Here is a 21,035-nt window from a genome sequence, read left to right on the forward strand (position 1 = left end):
GCAAGCCGGCTAATATCGACGGCGGCCTCGGTATGGCCAGCGCGCACGAGAACGCCGCCATCGCGAGCGGTGAGCGGGAAGACATGTCCCGGCGAAACTATGTCGTCAGGCCCCATAGAGGCGTCTACAGCGACGGAAATAGTGCGCGCCCTATCCGCGGCACTGATGCCAGTTGTGACGCCCTCACGGGCTTCTATGGACACCGTGAAGGCTGTCTGCATACTTTCGCGGTTCTCGCGTGCCATTGGTGTCAGGCCAAGTTGCTCGCAACGCGCCTTGGTCATTGAAAGGCAGATGAGGCCTCGACCATGTGTCGCCATGAAATTGATCGCATCTGGCGTTGCCATCTGCGCTGGAATGATCAGGTCACCCTCATTCTCGCGGTCTTCATCGTCGACAAGGATATACATGCGCCCATTGCGTGCCTCTTCAATGATTTCCTCAATCGGCACGAGCGTCGGTGTGTCATCGTTAGCAAACAAGTAGCTTTCCAGCTTGCGCAACGTCTCGGCGGTCGGGTTCCAGCCCGGTTCATCCAGGTCGCGTAGCGTGTTGGCGTGAAGCCCGGCAGCGCGCGCGAGGCCGGAACGGGACAATCCGCCTTCATTAACGAGGCTGCGGAGTTTGGTGATTAATTGAGTGCTCATGATTCGCCTTTTTCACACTCTAATGTGAATGTCAAAGACCCTAATCACATTCGGGCCGCAGACGAAGACAATCTCCGGCATTGAAACCGCGACGGCAGACGGTTAAGCCCTATAATGGAGAACAAAAATGGCATCGGTAATCTGGATAAATAAACAGCATCTTACGCAAACATATACCCATGAGGTGATTATGTCGTCGCTCAGTGAAGGAACTGTACGATTGCGGATTGAAAGCTTCTCCGTCACTGCGAACAACATAACTTACGCCGTGATCGGCGACATGTTTGGTTATTGGAACTTCTTCCCCGCACAAGGCGATTTTGGAGTCGTACCCATGTGGGGCCATGCTGTGGTCGATGATTCTCGACATCCGGACATATCGATCGGCGAGCGCGTATATGGCTATCTACCCATGGGAACTCACCTGGATGTCGTTCCTGGCAAAATGAGCGCAGGCGGGTTCACCGATATGTCTGCCCATAGGCAACCCATGAGCCCGATTTACAACCAATATAGCCGCCTTGCTGCTGACCCGGAACATGACCCCGCCAAAGAAGCTGAGCGGATGTTGTTTGGGCCATTGTTCAAAACGGGCTTTCTTATTGAAGCGATGTTTCGCCGTGAAGGCTGGTTCGGCGCACAGAACCTCATCATCACTAGCGCGTCTTCTAAAACGGCGATGGGGCTTGCCAGCGTGGCGAAAGACCTGTCGTGTGAAATCGAGCGCATTGGATTAACGTCCAAAGGCAATGTGGACTTCGTAAAGGGCACTGGCCTGTATGATGAGGTTATGGCCTATGATGAAGTAGGCACCTTGCCTCAAAACGCTTCGGTTTGCGTCGATTTTGCCGGTAACTCTGGCCTTCTCCGGAGCGTGCATGAAACGCTTGAGGGCCAGTTAAAATACAGCTGCTTGGTCGGAGCCACCCATGTCGACGCGCGCGGACCTAACAGTGCTGGCGCAAGTGGTGGCGAAATGCCCGGACCAAAGCCTATCCTTTTTTTCGCCCCCGATCATGCAGTCGCGACGATTCAGGAATTAGGGCCAAAAGGTTTCGGCGAAGCCGTCGGTCGAAGTTGGAAGAGCTTTCTCACTGCTGTCGAGGGCGTAATAGATATCGAAACCCATGCCGGGTTAGAGGCGGCAGCGACGGCCTTCGTCGAAACACTTCAGGGCCAAACAGACCCCAAAAAGGGTATTATCATTCGCCTTTAACGACGTGCCCGTCTTTCATAACGAAGCGTACGGATTTTAACGTTGTGATGTCCACCGTCGGGTCACCCGCCACTGCGATCAGGTCCGCAGCTTTGCCGGGCTCGAGCGAGCCGACCTCTTTTTCGACGCCCAATAAGGTCGCGGCATTCATTGTGGCTGCCTGAATTGCGGCGCTGGCAGGCATGCCATGTTTGACCATCAATTCAAATTCATCAGCATTTCTGCCATGCTTTGAAACGCCTGCATCTGTCCCGAACGCAATTTTTACGCCCGCTGGATAGGCTTTGGCTAGGCTCTTGCCCGTAACGCCAATGCGCCATTGTACTTTGGCCAAAACATCGGGAGGATAAGCATTCGGGTTTGCTGCAAGACGCTCAAGGTAGCCGTTCACCGTCGACAAAGTCGGCACATAATATGCTCCTGCGACTTTAAAGAGCTTAATGCTCTCGTCGGTCAACATCGTACCATGCTCAATCGAATCTGCACCCGCCGCTAACGCCGCATTGACGCCATCATCGCCATGGGCATGTACAGCGACTTTCTTGCCATAAAGATGCGCGGTGTCGACCAACGCCTTGACCTCGTCATCGAATATTTGCCGCCCCAAGCCAGATCCAATTCGGCTATTTACGCCTCCCGTCGTTGCGATCTTGATGACGTCCACACCGCGTCGGATTTGTTTGCGTATTGCTTGGCGGCAACTTTCAACGCCATCGCACAGATTTTCCTGACCAATGCTGCCGTGCAGATCTTCGGACACAGAGAGCGTTGCATCCATATGCCCGCTTGTGGTGGAAATAGAGCGGCCTGCATCAATGATCCGCGGGCCTGGAAGTTCACCCGCTGCAATCGCATCACGCAATGCCAAGGTCGCGCCCGTGGCGTCGCCCAGATTACGCACGGTGGTGAACCCGGCCATCAAAGTCTTTTTCGCATTGCCAGCGGCGCGATAGGCAGCACGCGCCGGGCTGTCGGTAATGGCTTCAATCAGCGCCGCATTACCGCCAGCGTCGCTGTCGAGGTGCACATGACTGTCTATTAGACCTGGGAGGACAAACTTGTCCTTCAAGTCGATCAACTGTGCGTTGGCTGGTCCAAGCTGGTGTCCTGGCAGAAGTTCGGAAATTTTGCCATTGCGGATAATGACAGTGGTTGGCCCACGCGGCGTGCTTCCGGGCTTATCGAGCAACTTGCCTGCGTGGATTACAATAACCTGTTCGGCGGGCTGCGCGGCGAGTGGCAAGCCGGCCAGCAATATTGCGCCAAATGAGACTAAGACAATGTTCTTCATGCTATTAAACTCCCCTGTCAGCGCAGTATCGTGTGCCTTTTAACGGCGGGTCCTGTGGTGGCCCTGCGAAGCATTGTGCAACCGCCATCCATTGATGCGAGACTTCGCCTGTGACTTCAAGCAATGTGTCCGAAACGTTTCGGCATTGGGTCACGACCTGGCAAAAGTCCGTGGCGCTGCCCGAAATCATGCCGCTAGCCGATGGCTCTCCATATTCCCAACTTGCGCCAGAGGGCGCCACAAGGCGCAATTGCGGCATTTGGCCTGGTGGTTCCATACGACGGTTCTTCCAAGTAAAGCCCCAAGTGTTAACGCCCAGACGGACGATATTGCCGATCCGATCGGTGTCGCGCCGCTCTACGCCAAGAACGTCGTAGATGGCCTGTGCATGCGCCCATGTTTCCATCAAACGCGCGGTGATGGAACTCAAGGCACTCATATCGGGGCCAACCCATTTTAGCCGAAGCTTTGGATCGGATACGGCAAATGAGGCGGCCGTTGCCTCTGCGCGCTCCATCCAGGCACTCACTAGTGCATGGCCGGAGAGGTCACCCAGATAGCTAGCCTCGAAAGACGTCAACTGTCCACCGCGAACGCCTGCCATCATCGTGGTAACAAAAGCCCCAAAGGCGGCTTCGTCATTCAGTGATAAATCCACGGCGATATTCCAGACGTGTAAATGCCGGATAATATCGTTGATGGTCCAACCCTTAAACTGTGTTGGCATTTCAAAATCTGTTTCTGAAAGCGGCGTTATTAGCGCATGTAAGGCTGCGCATTCGTCTAAAAAGTCAGTAGCCTGCTGCATTATTTAATCCGTCCCAAAGCATCTTAGCCCATAAACCCGAAGAGATGCCCGGCAACCTTGCGCATCTGGATCTCTTCGGCACCCTCCGTGATCCGGTAACGCCGATGGTGCCTGTAGATATGTTCGAACGGCTTGTGCCGCGAATAGCCGAGACCGCCATGTACCTGCATGGCAAAATCAGCGGCGTTGCAGACAAGTCGGTTGGCTTTATAGTTGCACATGCTGACCTTGTCGGACAGTCGCAGTGCGACTTCTGGCTTGGTCATACTGTCCATTTCAGCGGCCGTTTTGTAAATTAATAGCCGCAGCATTTCTGCATCAGTCTGCAGTTCGACCAATGGAAATTGGATCGCCTGATTGACCGCAAGCGGTTTGCCAAAGGGCTTGCGTTCACGGGCATATTTTACAGCTTCGTCGATGCAGTATTGTGCTGCGCCAAGTGAACTTGCAGCCTGCCTGATACGGTTTTCATGCACAAAATGCTGCGCCACAGCGAGGCCGTTATCGAGTTCCCCCAATATGGCGCTTTCGGGCACCCAGACGTCGGTATATTTCACTTTAGGGTGATCGGTGGGCATGTTGAACGTCCACATATATTCGCCAATTTCGAACCCAGGTGCGTCGGTTGGTACGACGAAACACGTTATGCCACGCGCTTTACCATTGTCGCCACTTGTCCGGGCAAAAGTCATCACATGGCTGGTATACGGTAGCCCTGTCGTCCACATCTTGTTGCCGTTTATGCGATAACCGGTGACGCCATCGCGCGATTCAGGGACTGCGCGCGTATCCATGTGCGTGGCGTCGGAGCCATGATGTTCTTCGGTAAGGCCAAAGCTCCAGCCCATTCTACCTTCTAGCATAGGGGGAATGAATGCGGCCTGTTGCTGCGGCGTTCCGAAATCCCGCAACATCAATACCTGTACCAGATTGCCCACGATACTGCTTTCATTCTGGAGGTCATTGTGCAGCCCTAACCCCTTATGCGCCAGGTGATGGCGGATAACAGCCATCGCCAGGTTGGACCCATCCTTGCCGCCATATTCTGCCGGAATGGCAAAACGGTAATGACCGGCCTTGTCCGCGACCTGACGCATTTCCGCAAGAAGTGCCCACCAATCGGCGCGCGGGTGGCCATCATTTTCCCAATCGGTGCGGGCATGTTCGCGGCGGTGGTCGAAAAAGCGGATGTTGTCATCGCGCGATTCGATGGGTTTTATCTCACGTTCAATGAACGCATCGAGTTCCGCCAGATAGTCCGTGATATCCTTGGGGATTTCAAAAAGCATCATTGGGTCCATTTCCGTTGAGCGACCGCGAGCGCAGAATATTTCGGTTGGTCAGCGGCCAATTTTTGCAGCGATTTCACCTTTAACTTTGCTAGCAACCCTGGCGTTGCGAGGGATTGGTTGCCTGCGAGAAGTTCCTCAGACAGCAGCTTGTCCTGAATATGGATTGGTGCACCCGCCTCTCGTTGAAGCATGCCCAAAGCATTTAAGGCAACTGCTGACATAAAACGATCGCGCCCTTGCGCGTTAGGCCTAATATCCGTCTGGATCCAGCCTGAAAGTGCTTCAAGCAGTTCCAACACTGATGGCTCGCCATTTCGTGGGAACAGTTGAGGCGTCTTTAATGTGACCAAACCAAGTTCCTCGACCGGTGCCGCTTCCTCAAGCAGCATAAGCAAATCGACTTCAGTCTCCGATGCGCGGCGTCCGATCACTGCGCGCTCAAGGCTTTGGTCCAACCCGCTGCGCCAAATGTCGGCCATTTGCAGACAACAAACACCCCACCAAAGCGTCGCGTACACTAACCACCAGCGGAAGCGGTCGGGTTCGATAGTGACGCCGCTTTCGCGCGAATAAGCCGCAAAGAAGATGTCCAGCGGACCAATGCCGAATGCTGGCCGGTCTATGTGTCCGAAACGCCAACTGTTAATGCATCCAAAGGCCAAGTCTTGGTGCCTATCGCCTAGATGCGCCAGTTCCCAATCGAGCACCGCAGCAAGGCCGTCGGCATTCACCATGAGATTTCCTATGCGGAAATCACCGTGAAGTAGCACCGGTTCGACGGCCGCTGGAAGATTGTCTTCCAGCCATTTGAGCGTAAGGGCCATGACTGGACGATCACCGCCATAGCTCAGGAACCGAGATTTCAGTTCGCTCAGCAGCGTCGCTGCTCCAGCCTCCGGCAAAATCGGCAAATCGCCAATTGGTACGGCGTGGACAGCCGCCAGCGCGCGCGCAAAATCGTCAAGCAATGACGGCGGGGGATTGGCGAGGATTATCGTCGGATTAACTTCAGCCTCCACTCTGCGCATCAGATATCCAGTACCCAGATTGTCAACGGCTTCGATCTCTCCGACTATTTCAGGAGCCTTCACCCCAGCTGCAAAGGCCGCACGTACAACCGCTGCTTCAATGTCATGACCATATGTCCGTCCCGCCATCATTTCAGCGGACGGGGATCTTCGCAAAACATAGCCCCGTCCTGCATAATCGAACGACCAGCTTTCCATATTGGCACCGCCAGTGAGCTGCTGGAGATTTTCAACTTGGCCAGAGTTGCCGAAAACACGCCATGCGAATGCTGACACCAAGGCAGCGAAATCTTTCAAAATCAGCGATCTTGCCAATATGCGAACACGGCATTTTGAAGGCTACGAATATGGGCCTGTGCCTGAGGCCCTGTCCATTCGCCTTGATAATCCGTCCGTCCGGTCCACCAACCTTGCCCAGGCAGGCCATCGCCTTCACGAACGACCAACACGGCAAGTGCCGGTGCACCTTCCTCAACGGTTAGTTGGTCGATCCTATCGAGCGTCTTGCACACCGCCCGCATCTTCGGTCGGGTAAAGCGAAAGCCGAGATTTAACAGCAATTCGGAATAGCTGAGCGCCCGGCCCTCGCGACCGCATTGCTCCAATATTCCCTTGATCCGTGCGACATCGTGCAGCGCGGAAACGTCTGCCGCTGGATCGCTTAAAAATTCTTCAAGGACGGGGTCCAAGTCAGCTCCTAAAGATAGTCGTTACGTAATTCGCTTATGACCTCATAAAACTCGTGGATCACCTCGTCGATGATTTGCTTGGTTGGCTTCACTGCATCAATGCGTCCTGCAACTTGGCCCGACAGCGCAATGGCAGCCTCCATGTCGCCGCCAAAATACAGGTCAAGCACACCGCGCATTTCGCCCATGATATTATCGGTTGGCTCTACGTCGAGCTTTGTGGTCCGTTCTGTCCGTAGCGCACGCAATGCCGGCCCAGGACCGTGACGGTTGAGGAACAATGTATCAGTTTCCTTCGCGGTGATAATGGCTTCTTTCCAATTTTGATGAACGGGCGACTCTGCCGCACTAACCATTCGCGTACCCATCTGCACCGCCTCTGCGCCCAGAGCGAAGGCGGCTGCCATGGTACGCCCGCACACTATGCCCCCCGCCGCAACTATGGGCACATCAACCTTGCTGCGGATGAGCGGTAGCAGGACCATCAGAGCCACATCCTTCGGATTTTTGAAGCCGCCGCCCTCGCCGCCTTCGACGACCAAGCCGTCGACACCCGCATCAATGGCTTTCAACGCGCCGGCCAGTGTCGGCACAACATGGAACACTGTCAGTCCAGCAGCCTTTAGCTGTCCGCAATATTTATTAGGGTCACCTGCCGAGGTGGTGACGAATTTTATGCCCTGATCAACCACGAAATCCACAATACCAGGATCACGTACAAAGGCTTGAGCGATGTTCACACCAAAGGGTTTTTCGGTCAGTTCACGCATTTTGATGATTTCTGCGCGCACTTCGTCCAATTGCCCTGAAGATGTCTCAATGATACCCAAGCCACCTGCGTTTGATACGGACGACGCCAGTTGCGCACGCGCAATCCAGCCCATCGGCGCCTGAATGATCGGATATTCGACACCAAGAAGATCAGTCATGCGATTCTTGATACGGTTCATTTTTTAGCGTCCAATGCGGCTGGTGCGGACTTCAGCGAACCGAAAGCCTGCGTTGATTTAATCACGTGCTTAAATCAGCATATCGGACTTGTAAAAGCGAATATTGGCTAAGTTTTCGAAGTCGCGTTGAAACCCAGCATGATCACTTGCATCGCCTGAGGTTTTCAGGACAAACATTCTCGACGCGTTCGCTCACTCGGCCAAAATGGTGGGCGATACAAGGTTCGAACTTGTGGCCCCACCCGTGTGAAGGGTGTGCTCTACCACTGAGCTAATCGCCCGTCTCTCTTAGACAGTTGCCGGCATGTGCCAGAGCATAGGAGAGTTCGCAAGGATTACGAAACGATTTTGATATGTGGCTGCATGGATGTTTGCGTGAGCGGCGCTTTGCCGAGGCCTTCAAATATCGTGTCGATAATTATCGCTAGTTTATGAACCTTCAGCTTTGCCGTTCCAATATAGAAAAGCGCGTCAGGATTGGTGTAACATTGCACCATCTGGTTGATCAGGGACACCGTGTTGTCGATGGAAAGACCTGGGAAATATCCCTGCTCCATAGCTTCTGCAACAATCAGCGAAAGATAATGGTCACCAAGGTCGACATAGCCTCGAACAACTTCAAAATATAACTGACCGATTTCAAGATAGCTTTTAAGCAAATCGGGCTCCGCCTCATATTGTTCGACCATTGCGAGATAGCGCCGCGCGAAATACTGGTACATTTTGTCCCGAACAGGAAGTTCGGACTCAGTAACCTCGACCATTATCCGGACTTTTTCGGCAAAGAAACGCTCAGCTACCGCTTCAAGCAGTGCTTCTTTATTGTCAAAGAAGCGATATAAATTGGAGACTGACATGCCCGCAGCTGCGGCCAGATCAGTCATTGAGATGTCAACAGCGCCACGTTCCCGTACAAGGTCATCGACCACTTCAAGCAGTGCGATTCTTGCGGCTTCGATGTCAGTCTGCGGGCGCGCCATGAAACCATCCTGTATTACACATATATAACAGTTTTATGATATATGTCAGAATGCTTCAATCTTCAATGTGGTCAAAAGTAAAATGTCCCTGCGGAGTGGATTCCGGCGAAGTGGTTTGATCGATTAACCCTGAAAGCGTGAGCCCGAGAAGCCTGACGCCCATTTCGACTGGTTGTATCTGGTCAAGCAGCCTATGGCCAAGTTGCGCGATTGCCGCGCGGTCAGCCAATATATGTCCCACTGTCCTCGAGCGCGTAATCGTTCGGAAGTCGGAATAGCGCGCCTTAAGAACCAATGTCCTGCCCTGCCCGCAATGTCGGTCAATCCGGTCCCACAAAATGTCGACAATTACGTCAAGGGCATCGCGCAATTCTGCCTCGCTCCGCTTGTCGTTAAAATAAGTGCTTTCCGCTCCGATGGACTTGCGCACGGCGTTTGAATTTACCGGGCGGAGGTCAATTCCGCGCGCGGCTTGAAAAAGATAGCCTCCCCAACTGCCAAAGTGGTGGGCCAGCCACGCTTCGTCCTTTTGTGCCAGATCAGCACCAGTATTCACACCTAGCTTTGCCATCTTCTCCGCCGTGCGCGGTCCCACGCCATGGAAACGACGCACGGGCAGGCTGGCTACAAACTCTGGTCCTTGTTCGGGCAGGATGACGCACAATCCATCGGGCTTATTCTGGTCGCTCGCCAACTTTGCGATGAATTTGTTGTAACTCACCCCTGCGCTGGCGGTCAGGCCCGTCTCGTCGCGAATGGCCGTGCGTATTGCCTTCGCAATCTTCACCGCGGAGCCTATGCCTTGCTTGTCTTGCGTCACGTCCAGATAGGCTTCGTCCAGTGAAAGCGGCTGAACAATGTCTGTGAACCGAGAAAATATCTCCCTAATGTGCCGCGACACCGCCTTGTAAGCTTCAAACCGTGGTTTTACAAAAACAAGATCGGGGCATTGCCGCTGTGCAGTGACCGATGGCATTGCGGAACGCACCCCAAAGGCCCGCGCTTCATAGCTGGCTGCGGCCACCACACCGCGCTTGGACGAACCGCCAACGGCCACCGGCTTACCGCGCAATTCAGGGTTATCACGCTGTTCTACGCTGGCATAAAATGCGTCCATGTCGACATGAATAATCTTGCGGATGAGAGCGGCTTCCACTTCCATCAGAGCGCTTCGTTTACGACCCCAGCGCCATCCGCAGCGCCTTTCGGTCGAGCTTCCCGATCATGGTTTTTGGCAGGGAATCCATAATGGTTACCCCTTGCACCCGCTCGTGCTTGCCAAGTCTTGGGTTGAGCCATGCAGTAAGCGCCGCCCCTTCTTCCGTAGCTCCATCCTGCAATGTTACAAAAGCGCGCGGAATTTCGCCAAGATATGCGTCGGCGACGCCTATGACGAGTGCCTCCTTTACAGAGGGATGCTTGTACAGGATATCTTCAACCTGACTCGGGAATACCTTAAACCCGCCCACAGCAATCATGTCTTTCAGCCGGTCCACGATATGAATGAAGCCATCTTGATCAATCGTTGCGACGTCACCCGTGCGCAGATATTTGCCAAGGAACACTTCGGCATCAGCATCTGGGCGGTTCCAATATCCACACATAACCTGTGGACCGGAAAAGGTAAGCTCACCGGGTTCACCAATTGGCGCAGGCTTAGTCGGGTCTTCCTTGTCTACAAGCCGCACATCGGTTCCGGGAACGGGTTGCCCGATGCTGCCAATTTTGTTGACGCCCTCATAGGGATTGCACGACACGACGCCCGAACTCTCGGTTAAGCCATAACCTTCGATAACTACCGCGCCCGTGACCTCCTCAAACCTTTTTTTCAGCACATCTGCCAACGGAGCGCCGCCCGAAATGCAGGCACGCAAACTCGTAAAATCCGTTTTTGCGAGATCTGAGCAGTCAAGCAATGCCTGATACATGGTCGGAACGCCCGGCAGCGATGTCACCTTGGTACGGGTGATAGCGGCCAGTGCTGCCTTGGCCTCAAAACGTGGGAGCATGACGATTTCTCCGCCATTTGCCACTGTCCGGTTAAGCACAGTCGCATTGGCAAAAACGTGGAAAAACGGAAGGACGCCAAGGATGCGGTCGTCCATTGGCTGATCTGGCTGATTCACCCGGCTGTGCGGATCTAGCATATTAATCTGTCGCGCGTTAACCGTAATATTCTGATGGCTTAGCATTGCGCCTTTTGGTGTCCCGGTTGTACCACCAGTATATTGCAATTGCGCGATGTCTTGTTCAGGAACACAGGTCTGCACAACATAATTGCCATCATTGGCAAGCAGGTCGGCATAAGTCGATATTCGACTATCGGCAGGAATATGGGCAATCTCGCTCCGTTTGAAAACGCGATACGCCCAGCCTTTCGCTTTCGGCAAGGCTTCAGCAACGCTGCCAACGACGAGTTCTTTCAAGCTGCTATTGTCAAGCACTTTAATAGCAGTGGGCAGCAAGGCTGCCGCGGACACGGTGAACAAAATAGATGTGCCGCTGTCGGCCACCTGATGGGCCAGTTCGTCTACGGTGTAGAGCGGCGAAAAGTTTACTACTGTCGCTCCTGCTGCAAGTGCGCCGTAATATGCAGCGATATAATGCGGGACGTTTGGCAGGAAAAGGCCAACATGATCGCCCTTACCGATGCCTTTGTCCTGCAATCCGCGAGCTACTCGCCGGACTGCCGCTGCCATTTCGGCATAGCTATATTTGCGACCCATAAAATCGGCTATGGCGCGGCGTCCCATGCGCTCGGCTGATTGAAAAAACATGTCATGGAGCGCTAACGCAGGAAATTGCTGATCCCATTTCACGGGATGCAGGTAATTATTGTTCCAAATACTTTGTGTCATATCTGCATTATGCCGCGTGATACCAGCCAACACCATCGCGGATTTCACATTTTATCCGCCCGGCCATATGCAGATGCCGCAAATGCGCCTGCGCCTCTCCCGCAGCCAACCCGTACACATTATCATCAATCTCCCGGTCAAATAACAGGGAAAATGTGTCGACCGCGCGCATTTCCGAAATGCGCAATTCAGACTCAAGCCTGTCAAGCCGTTCGTGATGCCCGGAAGCAAGCTTGTCCAAACGGAAATGCACGCCGGTAAACGGCTCACCATGCGCTGGCAGAACAAGCATGTCTGCTGGCAGGGCCTGACGGAATTTCGCGATTGATGCCAACCATTCCCCCAGCGGATCCGCTTGTGGCTCGCTGTCCATCACCGACACATTAGAAGTAATCCGCGGCAAAATCTGGTCACCTGCAATAATCATGTTGTTGTCGAAATCTACTAGGCTCGCATGTTCGGGCGTATGTCCACCACCTGTCATAACGGTCCAGTCACGCCGTCCGACACGAATAACTTGACCGTCGTCCATCCGCACATGTCCCATCGGCAACCGTGAAACAGCGCGAGCAAATCCACCCCAGCCAGCTTTACGCAGCTTGCCGATACGTTCTTCGTCAAAGCCCGCAAATCGCCGGTTGTTCAACACTTCTTCCGGAGGATGCTCCAACTGCTCACCAGTCAGCATTCGGGCCATTAACCATTCGGTACGATTCATCCATAACGGCACTTTGAATTTGTTCGCAAGCCAACCCGCACAGCCGACATGGTCCGGGTGAAAATGCGTTACGAAAATCCGCCTGAGTGTGCGGTCCGCGAGTGCGCCGGCAAACATGGCTTTCCATTGGTCAATGGTCGCAGGCATGAATAGACCAGTATCGGCAATAGCGTAACCGCCATCCGCCTCATCCAGCAGCCATAGATTGATATGCGCGAGGTTTCCCGGCACAGGCATGCGCGTCCAACCGATGTCGGGCGCAAGAGGATAGATCTCGCCATATTGCGGGGCGTGTTCACCCAAAGGGTAGACAAGGCCCTTTAGCTCTTTGGCTTCAAATCCGTGGTCGGCAAGCGATGCGTCATACGAGGGGGGGGTGATAACAGCCATCCCCCCGCCGTGCCTTAATCAAACGATTAAGGCAATGACGACCTTGCGATTATTCGCCCGTTTTTTTGAACAATGTGTCGGCGGTCAATTCTGCCTTACCCGCATTTTCCTCTTCGCCGTTCAACGCCGCTTCGGCGCGCCGAGCAGCTTCGGTACGTTCGGCGCGCAACTCTTCGATCAACGCGTCGCGGTCGGTACCGAGGCGCGCGTCATTGGCGGCCGTATTGTCAATGCCGGCCTTTTTCGCGGCGCGGTTGACAATTGCATCCAGTTCGCGCTGCGAAGTTAGGCCAAGCGTCACCGGGTCCTTCGCCTGAATTTCGGCGATGTTCCAGTGGCTACGCTCACGAATGGCGGCGATCGTGTTACGCGTCGTGCCAATGAGCTTGCAGATCGCACCATCGGAAATTTCGGGATGATTGCGCAACAACCAGGCGATGCCATCTGGCTTGTCCTGACGCTTTGACACTGGCGTGTAACGCGGGCCCTTCGTTCGGCGAACCTGATCCGGACCCTTCGACATTTTGAGGACATAATCCTCATCAGCCTGACCCTTTTCTATTTCTTCCATCGCCAGTTCGCCCGCGTGCACGGGGTCACGACCAGTGTATTTTGAACCGGTCATGTCATCGGCCATTGCCTGCACTTCAAGAATGTGAATACCGCAAAATTCGGCGATTTGCGAGAAGCTCAAGCCCGTGTTGTCGACCAGCCAAGCGGCGGTCGCATGTGGCATCAAAGGGGTGGCCATTTCATTTGCTCCAATAATAAGGGCCGCCCCTTACGGAGCGGCCTGAATGTCTTGGCAGCAGTATTAGGCGAAGTTTCCCCCATCGGCAAGCAGCAATGCGCGCGTTGGGGCTTGAACGCGACCCACCACCCGTGCATTCCTGAAATGCTTTTGGGGGAAGAAATGAAACGACTGATCAAATGGCTTGCTGTCCTGCTGCTGGCCGCACTGGCCACCGTCTTTTTCTGGGGCTATGCGCCGGACACGGAGGCTGCGCAGATGGAAGCGAAATATGGCAGCGGAACCTCCCGCTATGCGAAACTGGAACCAGGGCTCCGCGTGCATTACCGCGACGAAGGAAAGCCGGACGGCCGGGTGATCGTCCTCATTCACGGTTCGAACGCCTCGCTGCACACATGGGAGCAGTGGGTTGCCATTTTGGGCAAGGACTATCGCGTCATCTCGCTTGACCTCCCGGGTCATGGCCTGACCGGACAGAACCCTGCAGGCGTCTATGACAACGCCTCTTATGTCGGCATTGTCGACCGCCTGCTGGTGAAATTGAACATAGAGAAGGCTGTCATCGGCGGCAACTCTATGGGCGGCGGTGTGTCATGGATGTACGCCTTGGCGTATCCCGAAAAAGTCGAAGCCTTGCTGCTGGTGGACGCCAGTGGGCAGCCTTATGCCAAGTCCGGAGAAACACCGCTCGGTTTTCGCCTAATGAGAATGCCAGTGATAAAAGAGGCTGCCCGCTTCATCGCGCCACGCAGCATTTTTGAATCAAGCGTCAGAACATCGATGCGTGTCCAGTCGAAAATCGATGACAAGCTGGTCGATCGGTATTGGGAGCTTAACCGCTACCCCGGCAACCGCGAAGCAACCATGCAACGTTTCGCTAATCCCAACAGTATGAAGCCTGGCACAAAAGAGCGGCTGGCAACGATTAAAGTGCCGGTGATGATCATGTGGGGCGCGGAGGACAATCTTATCCCCGTAAGTTCCGCCAGATGGTTCGCCGACGCCATTCCTCAGGCAAATCTGGTCATTTACCCCGATGTGGGGCACATTCCGATGGAGGAAATTCCAGAGAAGAGCGCGGGTGATTTTAAAATATGGTTGGATGGCTTGGCAGTGGGCAATCCGTTCCCAGATAGCCGTGTGCCCACCGCTTAAACCGCAAGCATGATTTTGCCAATATGCTCGCCTGACTCCATATAGGCATGCGCTGCAGACGCCTCAGCCAGTGGAAAAATCTTATCCATTTCGGGGCGAAGCGTACCATCACATACCATTGGCCAGACTGTCGCCATGATCTCTTGCGCTAGCAATGCCTTGAACTCTGCAGTCCGAGGGCGCAGCGTTGAGCCTGTCAGCATCAATCTGCGCGACATGACATAGGCCATGTTGATTTCAGCAGTCATACCGCCTTGCACTGCAATGGTCACATGTCGTCCATCTTCGCGCAGACATTGAAGATTTCGTGACACATAGCCGCCAGCGACCATGTCGAGAACAAGGTGAACGCCCTCCCCTTTTGTGACTGCCTTCACGCCCTCGACAAAGTCCGAATTCTTATAGTTGATAGCATGGTCTGCGCCGATTTTTCTTGCCGCTGCGCATTTATCGTCCGAACCACAGGTAACAACCGCATGAAGGCCAAACAGCTTGCAAAGCTTAATAGCCATGGTGCCAATGCCGCTTGTACCGCCATGGATGAGGATGGTCTCATCTGCCGAAGCATAGCCACGTTCGAACACGTTGTGCCAGACGGTAAAAAGTGTTTCGGGCAGAGCTGCCGCATGGGCCATGTCCATAGCCGCTGGCACCGGCAAGCAAACATCCATCCGCGCGAGACAATATTCGGCATAACCGCCTCCAGATACCAGCGCACAATATCGCGAACCCAAGACAGTCGGATCTACACCCTCGCCTACTGCAACAACGGTCCCGGATACTTCAAGACCGGGGAGATCACTCGCGCCGGGAGGCGCAGGATAAAGCCCTTTACGTTGAATAACGTCCGGACGGTTTACGCCAGCATAAGCAACTTTGATCAGCACCTCGCCCGCACGGGGAGAGGGAACGGGCCGGTGGCTCGCCACCAGCACCTCAGGCCCGCCCGGCGATGAAATTTCGATTGCGGTCATTAATTCCGGCAGTTTCACCATGTGCGACATATCCCTTTTGAATGACCGGCCTTTAAGCAAGGTTCATATTGACAGCAACCGCTCATGGGTAAATTATACCTTATGGATATCGACGACAATCTGCCTCTTCGCCGCGACGACCCATTGGCCAATCTTATCAAGCAAGACATTGACGCCCTGTCCGTGGCGGAGCTTGAAGCGCGCATTGCTGCGCTTAAGGCGGAAATTGCACGTTGCGAAGGCAAAATTGCGTTTGCAAGCAAACACCGAGGCGTCGCCGACGCCCTATTCAAGAAGTGACGCATTGCGGAGCAATGTTAAGAAACACAAGGCCCCAACCGTTATCTGTCTCATCACGCTTGAAAGCGCCGAAGGCCAAGCCGATATAGACATAAGAATACGCAGCGACTCATTTAGGGAGACGAAGTTATGCCATCTTTTGCGGAGTCGTTGGAAGCTACCCTTCACAACGCATTGAAGCATGCTGGCGATCGCGCGCATGAATATGCGACGTTGGAGCATCTCCTACTTGCGCTTATCGACGATGCGGATGCGGCCAAGGTCATGCAGGCCTGCGGCGTTGACCTCGGTGAACTGTCAGATATCATTATCACCTATTTAGATACAGAACTGGAAAGCCTCCGCGTCGAGGGTAAGGTTGACCCTTCCCCGACCAGCGGGTTCCAGCGTGTTGTTCAACGCGCCATTCTGCATGTGCAAAGTTCTGGCAAGGATGTCGTAACCGGCGCGAATGTGCTTGTTGCTTTGTTCTCCGAACGCGAAAGCTATGCTGTATATTTCCTCCAGCAACAGGACATGAGTCGGCTTGATGCTGTATCTTATATCAGCCACGGCATTGGGAAGGACGGCAAGCTTGCGGAACCGCGTCCAGTTACCGGGGCCGAACAAAAGAGCGAAGACACCGAGGACGCTAAGGCTAAAAAAGACAAGAAAGAAGGTGCGCTGGATCAATTCACCGTCAATCTTAACGAAAAGGCCAAACAGGGACGCATTGATCCGCTGATTGGACGCGCTGCGGAAGTAGATCGCACGGTGCAAATACTTTGCCGTCGTTCAAAAAATAACCCGCTTTATGTCGGTGAGCCAGGCGTTGGCAAAACGGCGATTGCAGAGGGCTTGGCCCGCCGCATCGTCGAGAAGCAGGTACCTGAGGTATTGCTGCCTGCTGTCATTTATTCACTCGACATGGGCGCACTTCTGGCGGGCACGCGTTATCGGGGCGATTTTGAAGAGCGCCTGAAGGCTGTGGTTTCAGAACTTGAAAAACTACCTGATGCAATCTTATTCATTGACGAAATTCATACTGTAATCGGCGCTGGCGCAACCAGCGGTGGGGCCATGGATGCGTCCAATTTGCTAAAGCCTGCATTGTCTGGCGGCACGATCCGGTGCATTGGATCGACAACATACAAGGAATTCCGCAACCATTTCGAGAAGGACCGCGCATTGTTACGCCGGTTCCAGAAGATCGACGTCAACGAGCCAAGCGTCGAAGATACAATCAAGATACTTGCCGGATTGCGCAGCGCCTTTGAAGAACATCACAAGGTGAAATACACACCCGACGCCATTAAGGCTGCTGTGGAGCTTTCTTCGCGTTACATCAATGACCGGAAGCAGCCCGATAAGGCAATCGACGTCATTGACGAAGTGGGCGCCATGCAGATGCTTGTTGCGCCGTCAAAGCGCCGCAAGCTGATCACAGCACGCGAAATCGAGGCAGTCATCGCCACGATCGCACGCATTCCGCCGAAACAGGTTTCGACCGACGATAAAACTGCGCTTGGCACGCTCGAAGGAGACTTGAAGCGCGTGGTATTCGGGCAGGACAAGGCAATTGAAGTTCTGGCAAGTGCGATCAAGCTTAGCCGTGCTGGTCTTCGTGACACCGAGAAGCCAATAGGCAGCTATCTGTTCAGCGGCCCAACCGGCGTCGGTAAAACCGAGGTTGCACGGCAATTGGCTTCCATCCTTGGCATTCCGTTGAAGCGTTTTGATATGTCGGAATATATGGAACGTCACAGCGTGAGCCGCCTCATTGGGGCGCCTCCCGGCTACGTCGGTTTTGACCAAGGCGGACTTTTAACGGATGCCGTCGATCAGAGCCCGCATAGCGTATTGTTGCTTGACGAAATCGAGAAGGCGCACCCGGATCTGTTCAACATCCTGCTGCAAGTGATGGATAATGGCCGTTTGACCGACCATCACGGAAAGACCGTCGACTTCCGTAACGTTATCCTGATTATGACAACAAATGCCGGGGCCAGCGACATGGCGAAAGAAGGCATCGGATTCGGCAATAACATCAGTAAGGAAGATGCTGGCGATGAAGCCGTTAAAAAGATGTTTGCGCCGGAGTTCCGCAACCGTCTGGATGCAACGGTGCCGTTCGGATATCTGCCGACCGAAGTCGTTGCGCGTGTTGTCGATAAGTTCATCCTGCAACTGGAGTTGCAGCTTGCGGACCAGAACGTACACATCAAGCTTGATGACGAAGCCCGTGCATGGCTCACCGAGCGGGGCTATGACAAGCTATATGGTGCCCGCCCTATGGGTCGATTGATTCAGGAGAAAATCAAGCAGCCGCTGGCCGAAGAACTGCTATTCGGCAACCTGGTACATGGCGGCGAAGTGGCCGTGCGCATGAAGGATGATCAACCGGCCTTTGAAGTGACACCCGCCCCTCCCAAGGCCTCAAAGCCGAGGCCTCCTAAAAAAGCTGCTGCCAAAAAAGCAAGCAAAGCCGATTAGGGGGCGGGGGTGCTAAACTCTCCAACCGGAAGCAATTGAGCCGAGGAACCGATCCCGCGGAACAGCTGGGGTTCGGTCCCGGTCATCCAGACCTGAGCGCCTGTTTCCTCCAACAATGAAAAAAGCGAGGAACGTCGCGACGGGTCGAGGTGGGCCGCTACCTCGTCTAACAACAATATCGGTGACCTATCGCGCTGCGTCGACACAATTGCGGCGTGAGCCAGAATCAGCGATAGCAATAATGCCTTTTGTTCGCCCGTCGAACATTGTGCAGCCACTTGACCTGAAGCGCTATGCATCACATTCAAATCGGCCCGATGAGGGCCAACTAAAGTACGGCCTGCTGCGGCGTCGCGTCTTCGCCCCTTCCGCCATTCTGCCGCAAAGTCACCGTCCAAGGTAGGAAGCTTTTCGACCAGAGCAATCCGTGGCTTAGCGAACGGCCCGGACGACGTATTGCGCAGTTGGGCGGCGAGCGCCTCTACCACTGCGTGACGTGCAGCCTGTATCGCTCGTCCGCTCTCTGCCATCTGTGCCTCAAGAGCGTCGAGCCAAAGCGGGTCTGGAGGCATCGTCCCCGATAGTAGTCGGTTGCGTTGTTGCATTGCCTTTTCATACCGGTTGCTGAGTGGGGCATGACTAGGGTCTAAAGCAAGCACAAGACGGTCCAGAAACCTGCGTCGTACTGCAGCGCCGTCGGCGAACAGCCGATCCATAGCTGGCGTTAGCCAAATCACCGACAGCCAGTCAGCTAGGCTGTTGATAGTCGCATTGCTCTCGTTTACCCGCACCTTGCGGCGTTCGGGCTGCTCTGCGCTCACACCAGTGCCAATAACATTACCGCCTACCTCAGCGACTATCGTAAAACCGCCCTTTCCCTCTGTGCGCGGCATATCAGACATGGCCGCACGCCGTAGACCACGACCTGGGACCAGAAGCGAGACAGCCTCAAGAATATTGGTTTTGCCAGCCCCATTGGATCCATGAAGTGCAATAAATTGTGCCTCAGGACGAATTTCAAGCTCCGCATGATTTCGGAAATCGGTCAAGTTGAGACGAGCCAAAGCCATGTCCGTATCTGCTAAAGGATGACTGACTTTTATCAAGTAGCTTATGCAGAGATCCATTCACCAAACATTAGTGAAATTTCCTAACATATGAAAATATTGCAAGACGACAAAACCAATATTTTTCAATCAAGATATTGAAATATATGTATTTTTCATATTTGGCACGCGCCGTGCAATATACCTTTCATCGCCGGAATAGCCCGGTTTTAAAAAGGGAAATTATCATGACACAATATGCACGTACTCAGGTCTTATCGGCTTTTGCAGCTATCGTCTGCGCATTCATCACAATCGGGATCAGCGTCGCGCCTGCAGTAGCACCGGTGTCCAACATTATAGCGTAAGCGCAGCTCGAACTACAAAGGAGGAGAAGTTTAATGCAACGTTTGACACTTGATAAGACCAACAAGAAGATTCTCGGCGTGTGCGCTGGCCTTGCAAACTGGACAGGCATAGACCCGATGATCATCCGAATGATATTCGCGGTTGCCACCGTTGTCGGCTTTGGCTCACCAATACTGATATATATACTGCTCGCAATGATACTCGACTAACTCCGCCATAACCGCTATAACCCCTTGCAAAGGCAGGAATAATATGGCGGAAGGCGAGTTGGGGAGCCGCAATATCGATCATCGTGCATTTGTGCGTGGCGGCGTGTCGATCGGTGCCAGCATTCGTGAACATGGTGGCGGTAGACAAATTGTTGAAGTGGTTGACCTGTCGCAAGCGGGGTTTCGAATGCGTAGCGCCTCGTTTATCTCGCCCGACCGGACCATTTTTCTAACCTTACCTCACTATAACCCGCTGAAAGCGAGGATAGCTTGGAATTCAGACAATATGTATGGATGCGAATTCGTTCAGCGACTGCACGAAGCGATTTTTGAGCACATACTCGAGCGCTACCCGCAGTTGGATACCAATCATCATACGAAAAAATTCCGTATCGACGAATGATGCCGGAAGTTTGACGTTTCACAATAATATAACAGCGCATGTCTTAAATATTCGAGACACAGGATGTAAGCGGTCGGATAATGACCGCACAGCCGCTCAACATACAATTTACATGTTCGCCGAATTGCGGCTCCCGGTCGGACAACGAATTAAGGTCCACGTAGTTGACCTATCACAAGCCGGCTTCGGGATCGAAATAGGCAACTATACAGAAGGAGGGAGCCAGTTGTATTTGGTAATTCAAAACTAAATAGCTTTCCTGCGCGTACGGCTTGGAACAAGGGTACTAATTACGGGTGCGAGTTTCTGAACCCGCTATATCCATCAGTATTTGAACATATTGCGCAGAGATACCCGGCAACCACGCGATCACTCAGGCGATCTTGCGCACAAATACCGAGCCTGCTGAATACCCGGCACCAAATGAACATATAAGCCCGACATCACCAGCCTTAAGATCTGCATTGTGTTTATGAAACGCGATAATTG

The 21,035-nt window shown here is 53.7% G+C and carries 20 protein-coding genes and 1 tRNA gene; 6 read left to right on the plus strand and 15 right to left on the minus strand.

Annotation, left to right across the window (positions count from 1 at the left end; genetic code table 11):
• Window positions 1-647 (minus strand): 3,4-dihydroxy-2-butanone-4-phosphate synthase (ribB, locus tag ACK4S7_RS08915; protein ID WP_409646077.1); only part of this gene is annotated, 647 nt, incomplete at its 3' end.
• A 127-nt stretch (window positions 648-774) separates the two neighbouring features.
• Between ribB and ACK4S7_RS08920 the strand changes: the two genes are divergently transcribed.
• The gene (locus tag ACK4S7_RS08920; RefSeq protein WP_409646079.1) at window positions 775-1,863 is read left to right on the plus strand and encodes a DUF2855 family protein; all 1,089 of its coding nucleotides are present in this window, start codon (window positions 775-777) and stop codon (window positions 1,861-1,863) included.
• On the opposite strand, the gene ACK4S7_RS08925 is transcribed toward ACK4S7_RS08920, so the two are convergent.
• From ACK4S7_RS08925 to ACK4S7_RS08980, 12 genes are all read right to left on the minus strand, one after another.
• On the minus strand, window positions 1,850-3,154 hold the full coding sequence (locus tag ACK4S7_RS08925) for an amidohydrolase family protein (protein WP_409646081.1): 1,305 nt from the start codon (window positions 3,152-3,154) through the stop codon (window positions 1,850-1,852). The two genes, ACK4S7_RS08920 and ACK4S7_RS08925, sit on opposite strands and share 14 nt — an antisense overlap.
• A gap of 4 nt (window positions 3,155-3,158) precedes the next feature.
• Window positions 3,159-3,962, minus strand: coding sequence for a TIGR03084 family metal-binding protein (locus tag ACK4S7_RS08930; protein ID WP_409646082.1), 804 nt, complete (start codon window positions 3,960-3,962; stop codon window positions 3,159-3,161).
• A gap of 23 nt (window positions 3,963-3,985) precedes the next feature.
• A complete protein-coding gene (locus ACK4S7_RS08935) occupies window positions 3,986-5,251 on the minus strand; it encodes an acyl-CoA dehydrogenase family protein (RefSeq protein ID WP_409646110.1) in 1,266 nt (421 codons plus the stop codon).
• Window positions 5,251-6,579 carry a phosphotransferase gene (locus tag ACK4S7_RS08940; RefSeq protein WP_409646084.1) on the minus strand — a complete coding sequence of 443 codons (1,329 nt, stop codon included), beginning with the start codon at window positions 6,577-6,579 and terminating at the stop codon, window positions 5,251-5,253. The genes ACK4S7_RS08935 and ACK4S7_RS08940 overlap by 1 nt, the downstream gene beginning before the upstream one ends.
• Before the next feature lie 2 nt (window positions 6,580-6,581).
• Window positions 6,582-6,971 carry a ribose-phosphate pyrophosphokinase gene (locus ACK4S7_RS08945; RefSeq protein ID WP_409646086.1) on the minus strand — a complete coding sequence of 130 codons (390 nt, stop codon included), beginning with the start codon at window positions 6,969-6,971 and terminating at the stop codon, window positions 6,582-6,584.
• Between the two features lie 8 nt (window positions 6,972-6,979).
• Window positions 6,980-7,921 carry an NAD(P)H-dependent flavin oxidoreductase gene (locus tag ACK4S7_RS08950; protein ID WP_409646088.1) on the minus strand — a complete coding sequence of 314 codons (942 nt, stop codon included), beginning with the start codon at window positions 7,919-7,921 and terminating at the stop codon, window positions 6,980-6,982.
• A gap of 206 nt (window positions 7,922-8,127) precedes the next feature.
• Window positions 8,128-8,202 (minus strand) — tRNA-Val (locus ACK4S7_RS08955).
• A 54-nt stretch (window positions 8,203-8,256) separates the two neighbouring features.
• A complete protein-coding gene (locus ACK4S7_RS08960) occupies window positions 8,257-8,901 on the minus strand; it encodes a TetR/AcrR family transcriptional regulator (RefSeq protein WP_409646090.1) in 645 nt (214 codons plus the stop codon).
• A 55-nt stretch (window positions 8,902-8,956) separates the two neighbouring features.
• Window positions 8,957-10,063 (minus strand): DNA polymerase IV, encoded by a 1,107-nt coding sequence (dinB, locus tag ACK4S7_RS08965; protein WP_409646091.1) that lies wholly within the window; start codon window positions 10,061-10,063, stop codon window positions 8,957-8,959.
• A 13-nt stretch (window positions 10,064-10,076) separates the two neighbouring features.
• A complete protein-coding gene (locus tag ACK4S7_RS08970) occupies window positions 10,077-11,759 on the minus strand; it encodes an AMP-binding protein (RefSeq protein WP_409646092.1) in 1,683 nt (560 codons plus the stop codon).
• Window positions 11,760-11,766: 7 nt separating this feature from the next.
• On the minus strand, window positions 11,767-12,867 hold the full coding sequence (locus ACK4S7_RS08975; RefSeq protein WP_409646094.1) for an MBL fold metallo-hydrolase: 1,101 nt from the start codon (window positions 12,865-12,867) through the stop codon (window positions 11,767-11,769).
• A gap of 49 nt (window positions 12,868-12,916) precedes the next feature.
• Window positions 12,917-13,618, minus strand: a complete 702-nt coding sequence (locus ACK4S7_RS08980) for a DUF1013 domain-containing protein (RefSeq protein WP_409646095.1) — start codon at window positions 13,616-13,618, stop codon at window positions 12,917-12,919.
• 51 nt (window positions 13,619-13,669) lie between these two features.
• Here ACK4S7_RS08980 and ACK4S7_RS08985 point away from each other — a divergent pair, with 51 nt between their 5' ends.
• The gene (locus tag ACK4S7_RS08985) at window positions 13,670-14,773 is read left to right on the plus strand and encodes an alpha/beta fold hydrolase (protein WP_409646097.1); all 1,104 of its coding nucleotides are present in this window, start codon (window positions 13,670-13,672) and stop codon (window positions 14,771-14,773) included.
• Here the strand turns inward: ACK4S7_RS08985 and ACK4S7_RS08990 are convergent.
• Window positions 14,770-15,747 (minus strand): NAD(P)H-quinone oxidoreductase, encoded by a 978-nt coding sequence (locus tag ACK4S7_RS08990; protein WP_409646099.1) that lies wholly within the window; start codon window positions 15,745-15,747, stop codon window positions 14,770-14,772. The two genes, ACK4S7_RS08985 and ACK4S7_RS08990, sit on opposite strands and share 4 nt — an antisense overlap.
• Before the next feature lie 84 nt (window positions 15,748-15,831).
• Between ACK4S7_RS08990 and ACK4S7_RS08995 the strand changes: the two genes are divergently transcribed.
• Together ACK4S7_RS08995 and clpA are read left to right on the plus strand one after the other, a co-directional pair.
• The gene (locus ACK4S7_RS08995) at window positions 15,832-16,047 is read left to right on the plus strand and encodes a DUF1192 domain-containing protein (protein WP_409646100.1); all 216 of its coding nucleotides are present in this window, start codon (window positions 15,832-15,834) and stop codon (window positions 16,045-16,047) included.
• A gap of 129 nt (window positions 16,048-16,176) precedes the next feature.
• The gene (clpA, locus tag ACK4S7_RS09000; RefSeq protein WP_409646102.1) at window positions 16,177-18,519 is read left to right on the plus strand and encodes an ATP-dependent Clp protease ATP-binding subunit ClpA; all 2,343 of its coding nucleotides are present in this window, start codon (window positions 16,177-16,179) and stop codon (window positions 18,517-18,519) included.
• Here clpA and recF read toward each other — a convergent pair.
• Window positions 18,516-19,589 (minus strand): DNA replication/repair protein RecF, encoded by a 1,074-nt coding sequence (recF, locus tag ACK4S7_RS09005; RefSeq protein ID WP_409646104.1) that lies wholly within the window; start codon window positions 19,587-19,589, stop codon window positions 18,516-18,518. The two genes, clpA and recF, sit on opposite strands and share 4 nt — an antisense overlap.
• Window positions 19,590-19,966: 377 nt before the next feature.
• Here recF and ACK4S7_RS09010 point away from each other — a divergent pair, with 377 nt between their 5' ends.
• On the plus strand, window positions 19,967-20,143 hold the full coding sequence (locus tag ACK4S7_RS09010; RefSeq protein ID WP_409646106.1) for a PspC domain-containing protein: 177 nt from the start codon (window positions 19,967-19,969) through the stop codon (window positions 20,141-20,143).
• A 43-nt stretch (window positions 20,144-20,186) separates the two neighbouring features.
• Complete coding sequence (locus ACK4S7_RS09015) at window positions 20,187-20,546, plus strand: PilZ domain-containing protein (protein WP_409646108.1); 360 nt, start codon at window positions 20,187-20,189, stop codon at window positions 20,544-20,546.
• Window positions 20,547-21,035: the final 489 nt, after the last annotated feature.

Source organism: Sphingorhabdus sp. (assembly GCF_046292425.1).
Taxonomy (GTDB): domain Bacteria; phylum Pseudomonadota; class Alphaproteobacteria; order Sphingomonadales; family Sphingomonadaceae; genus Sphingorhabdus_B.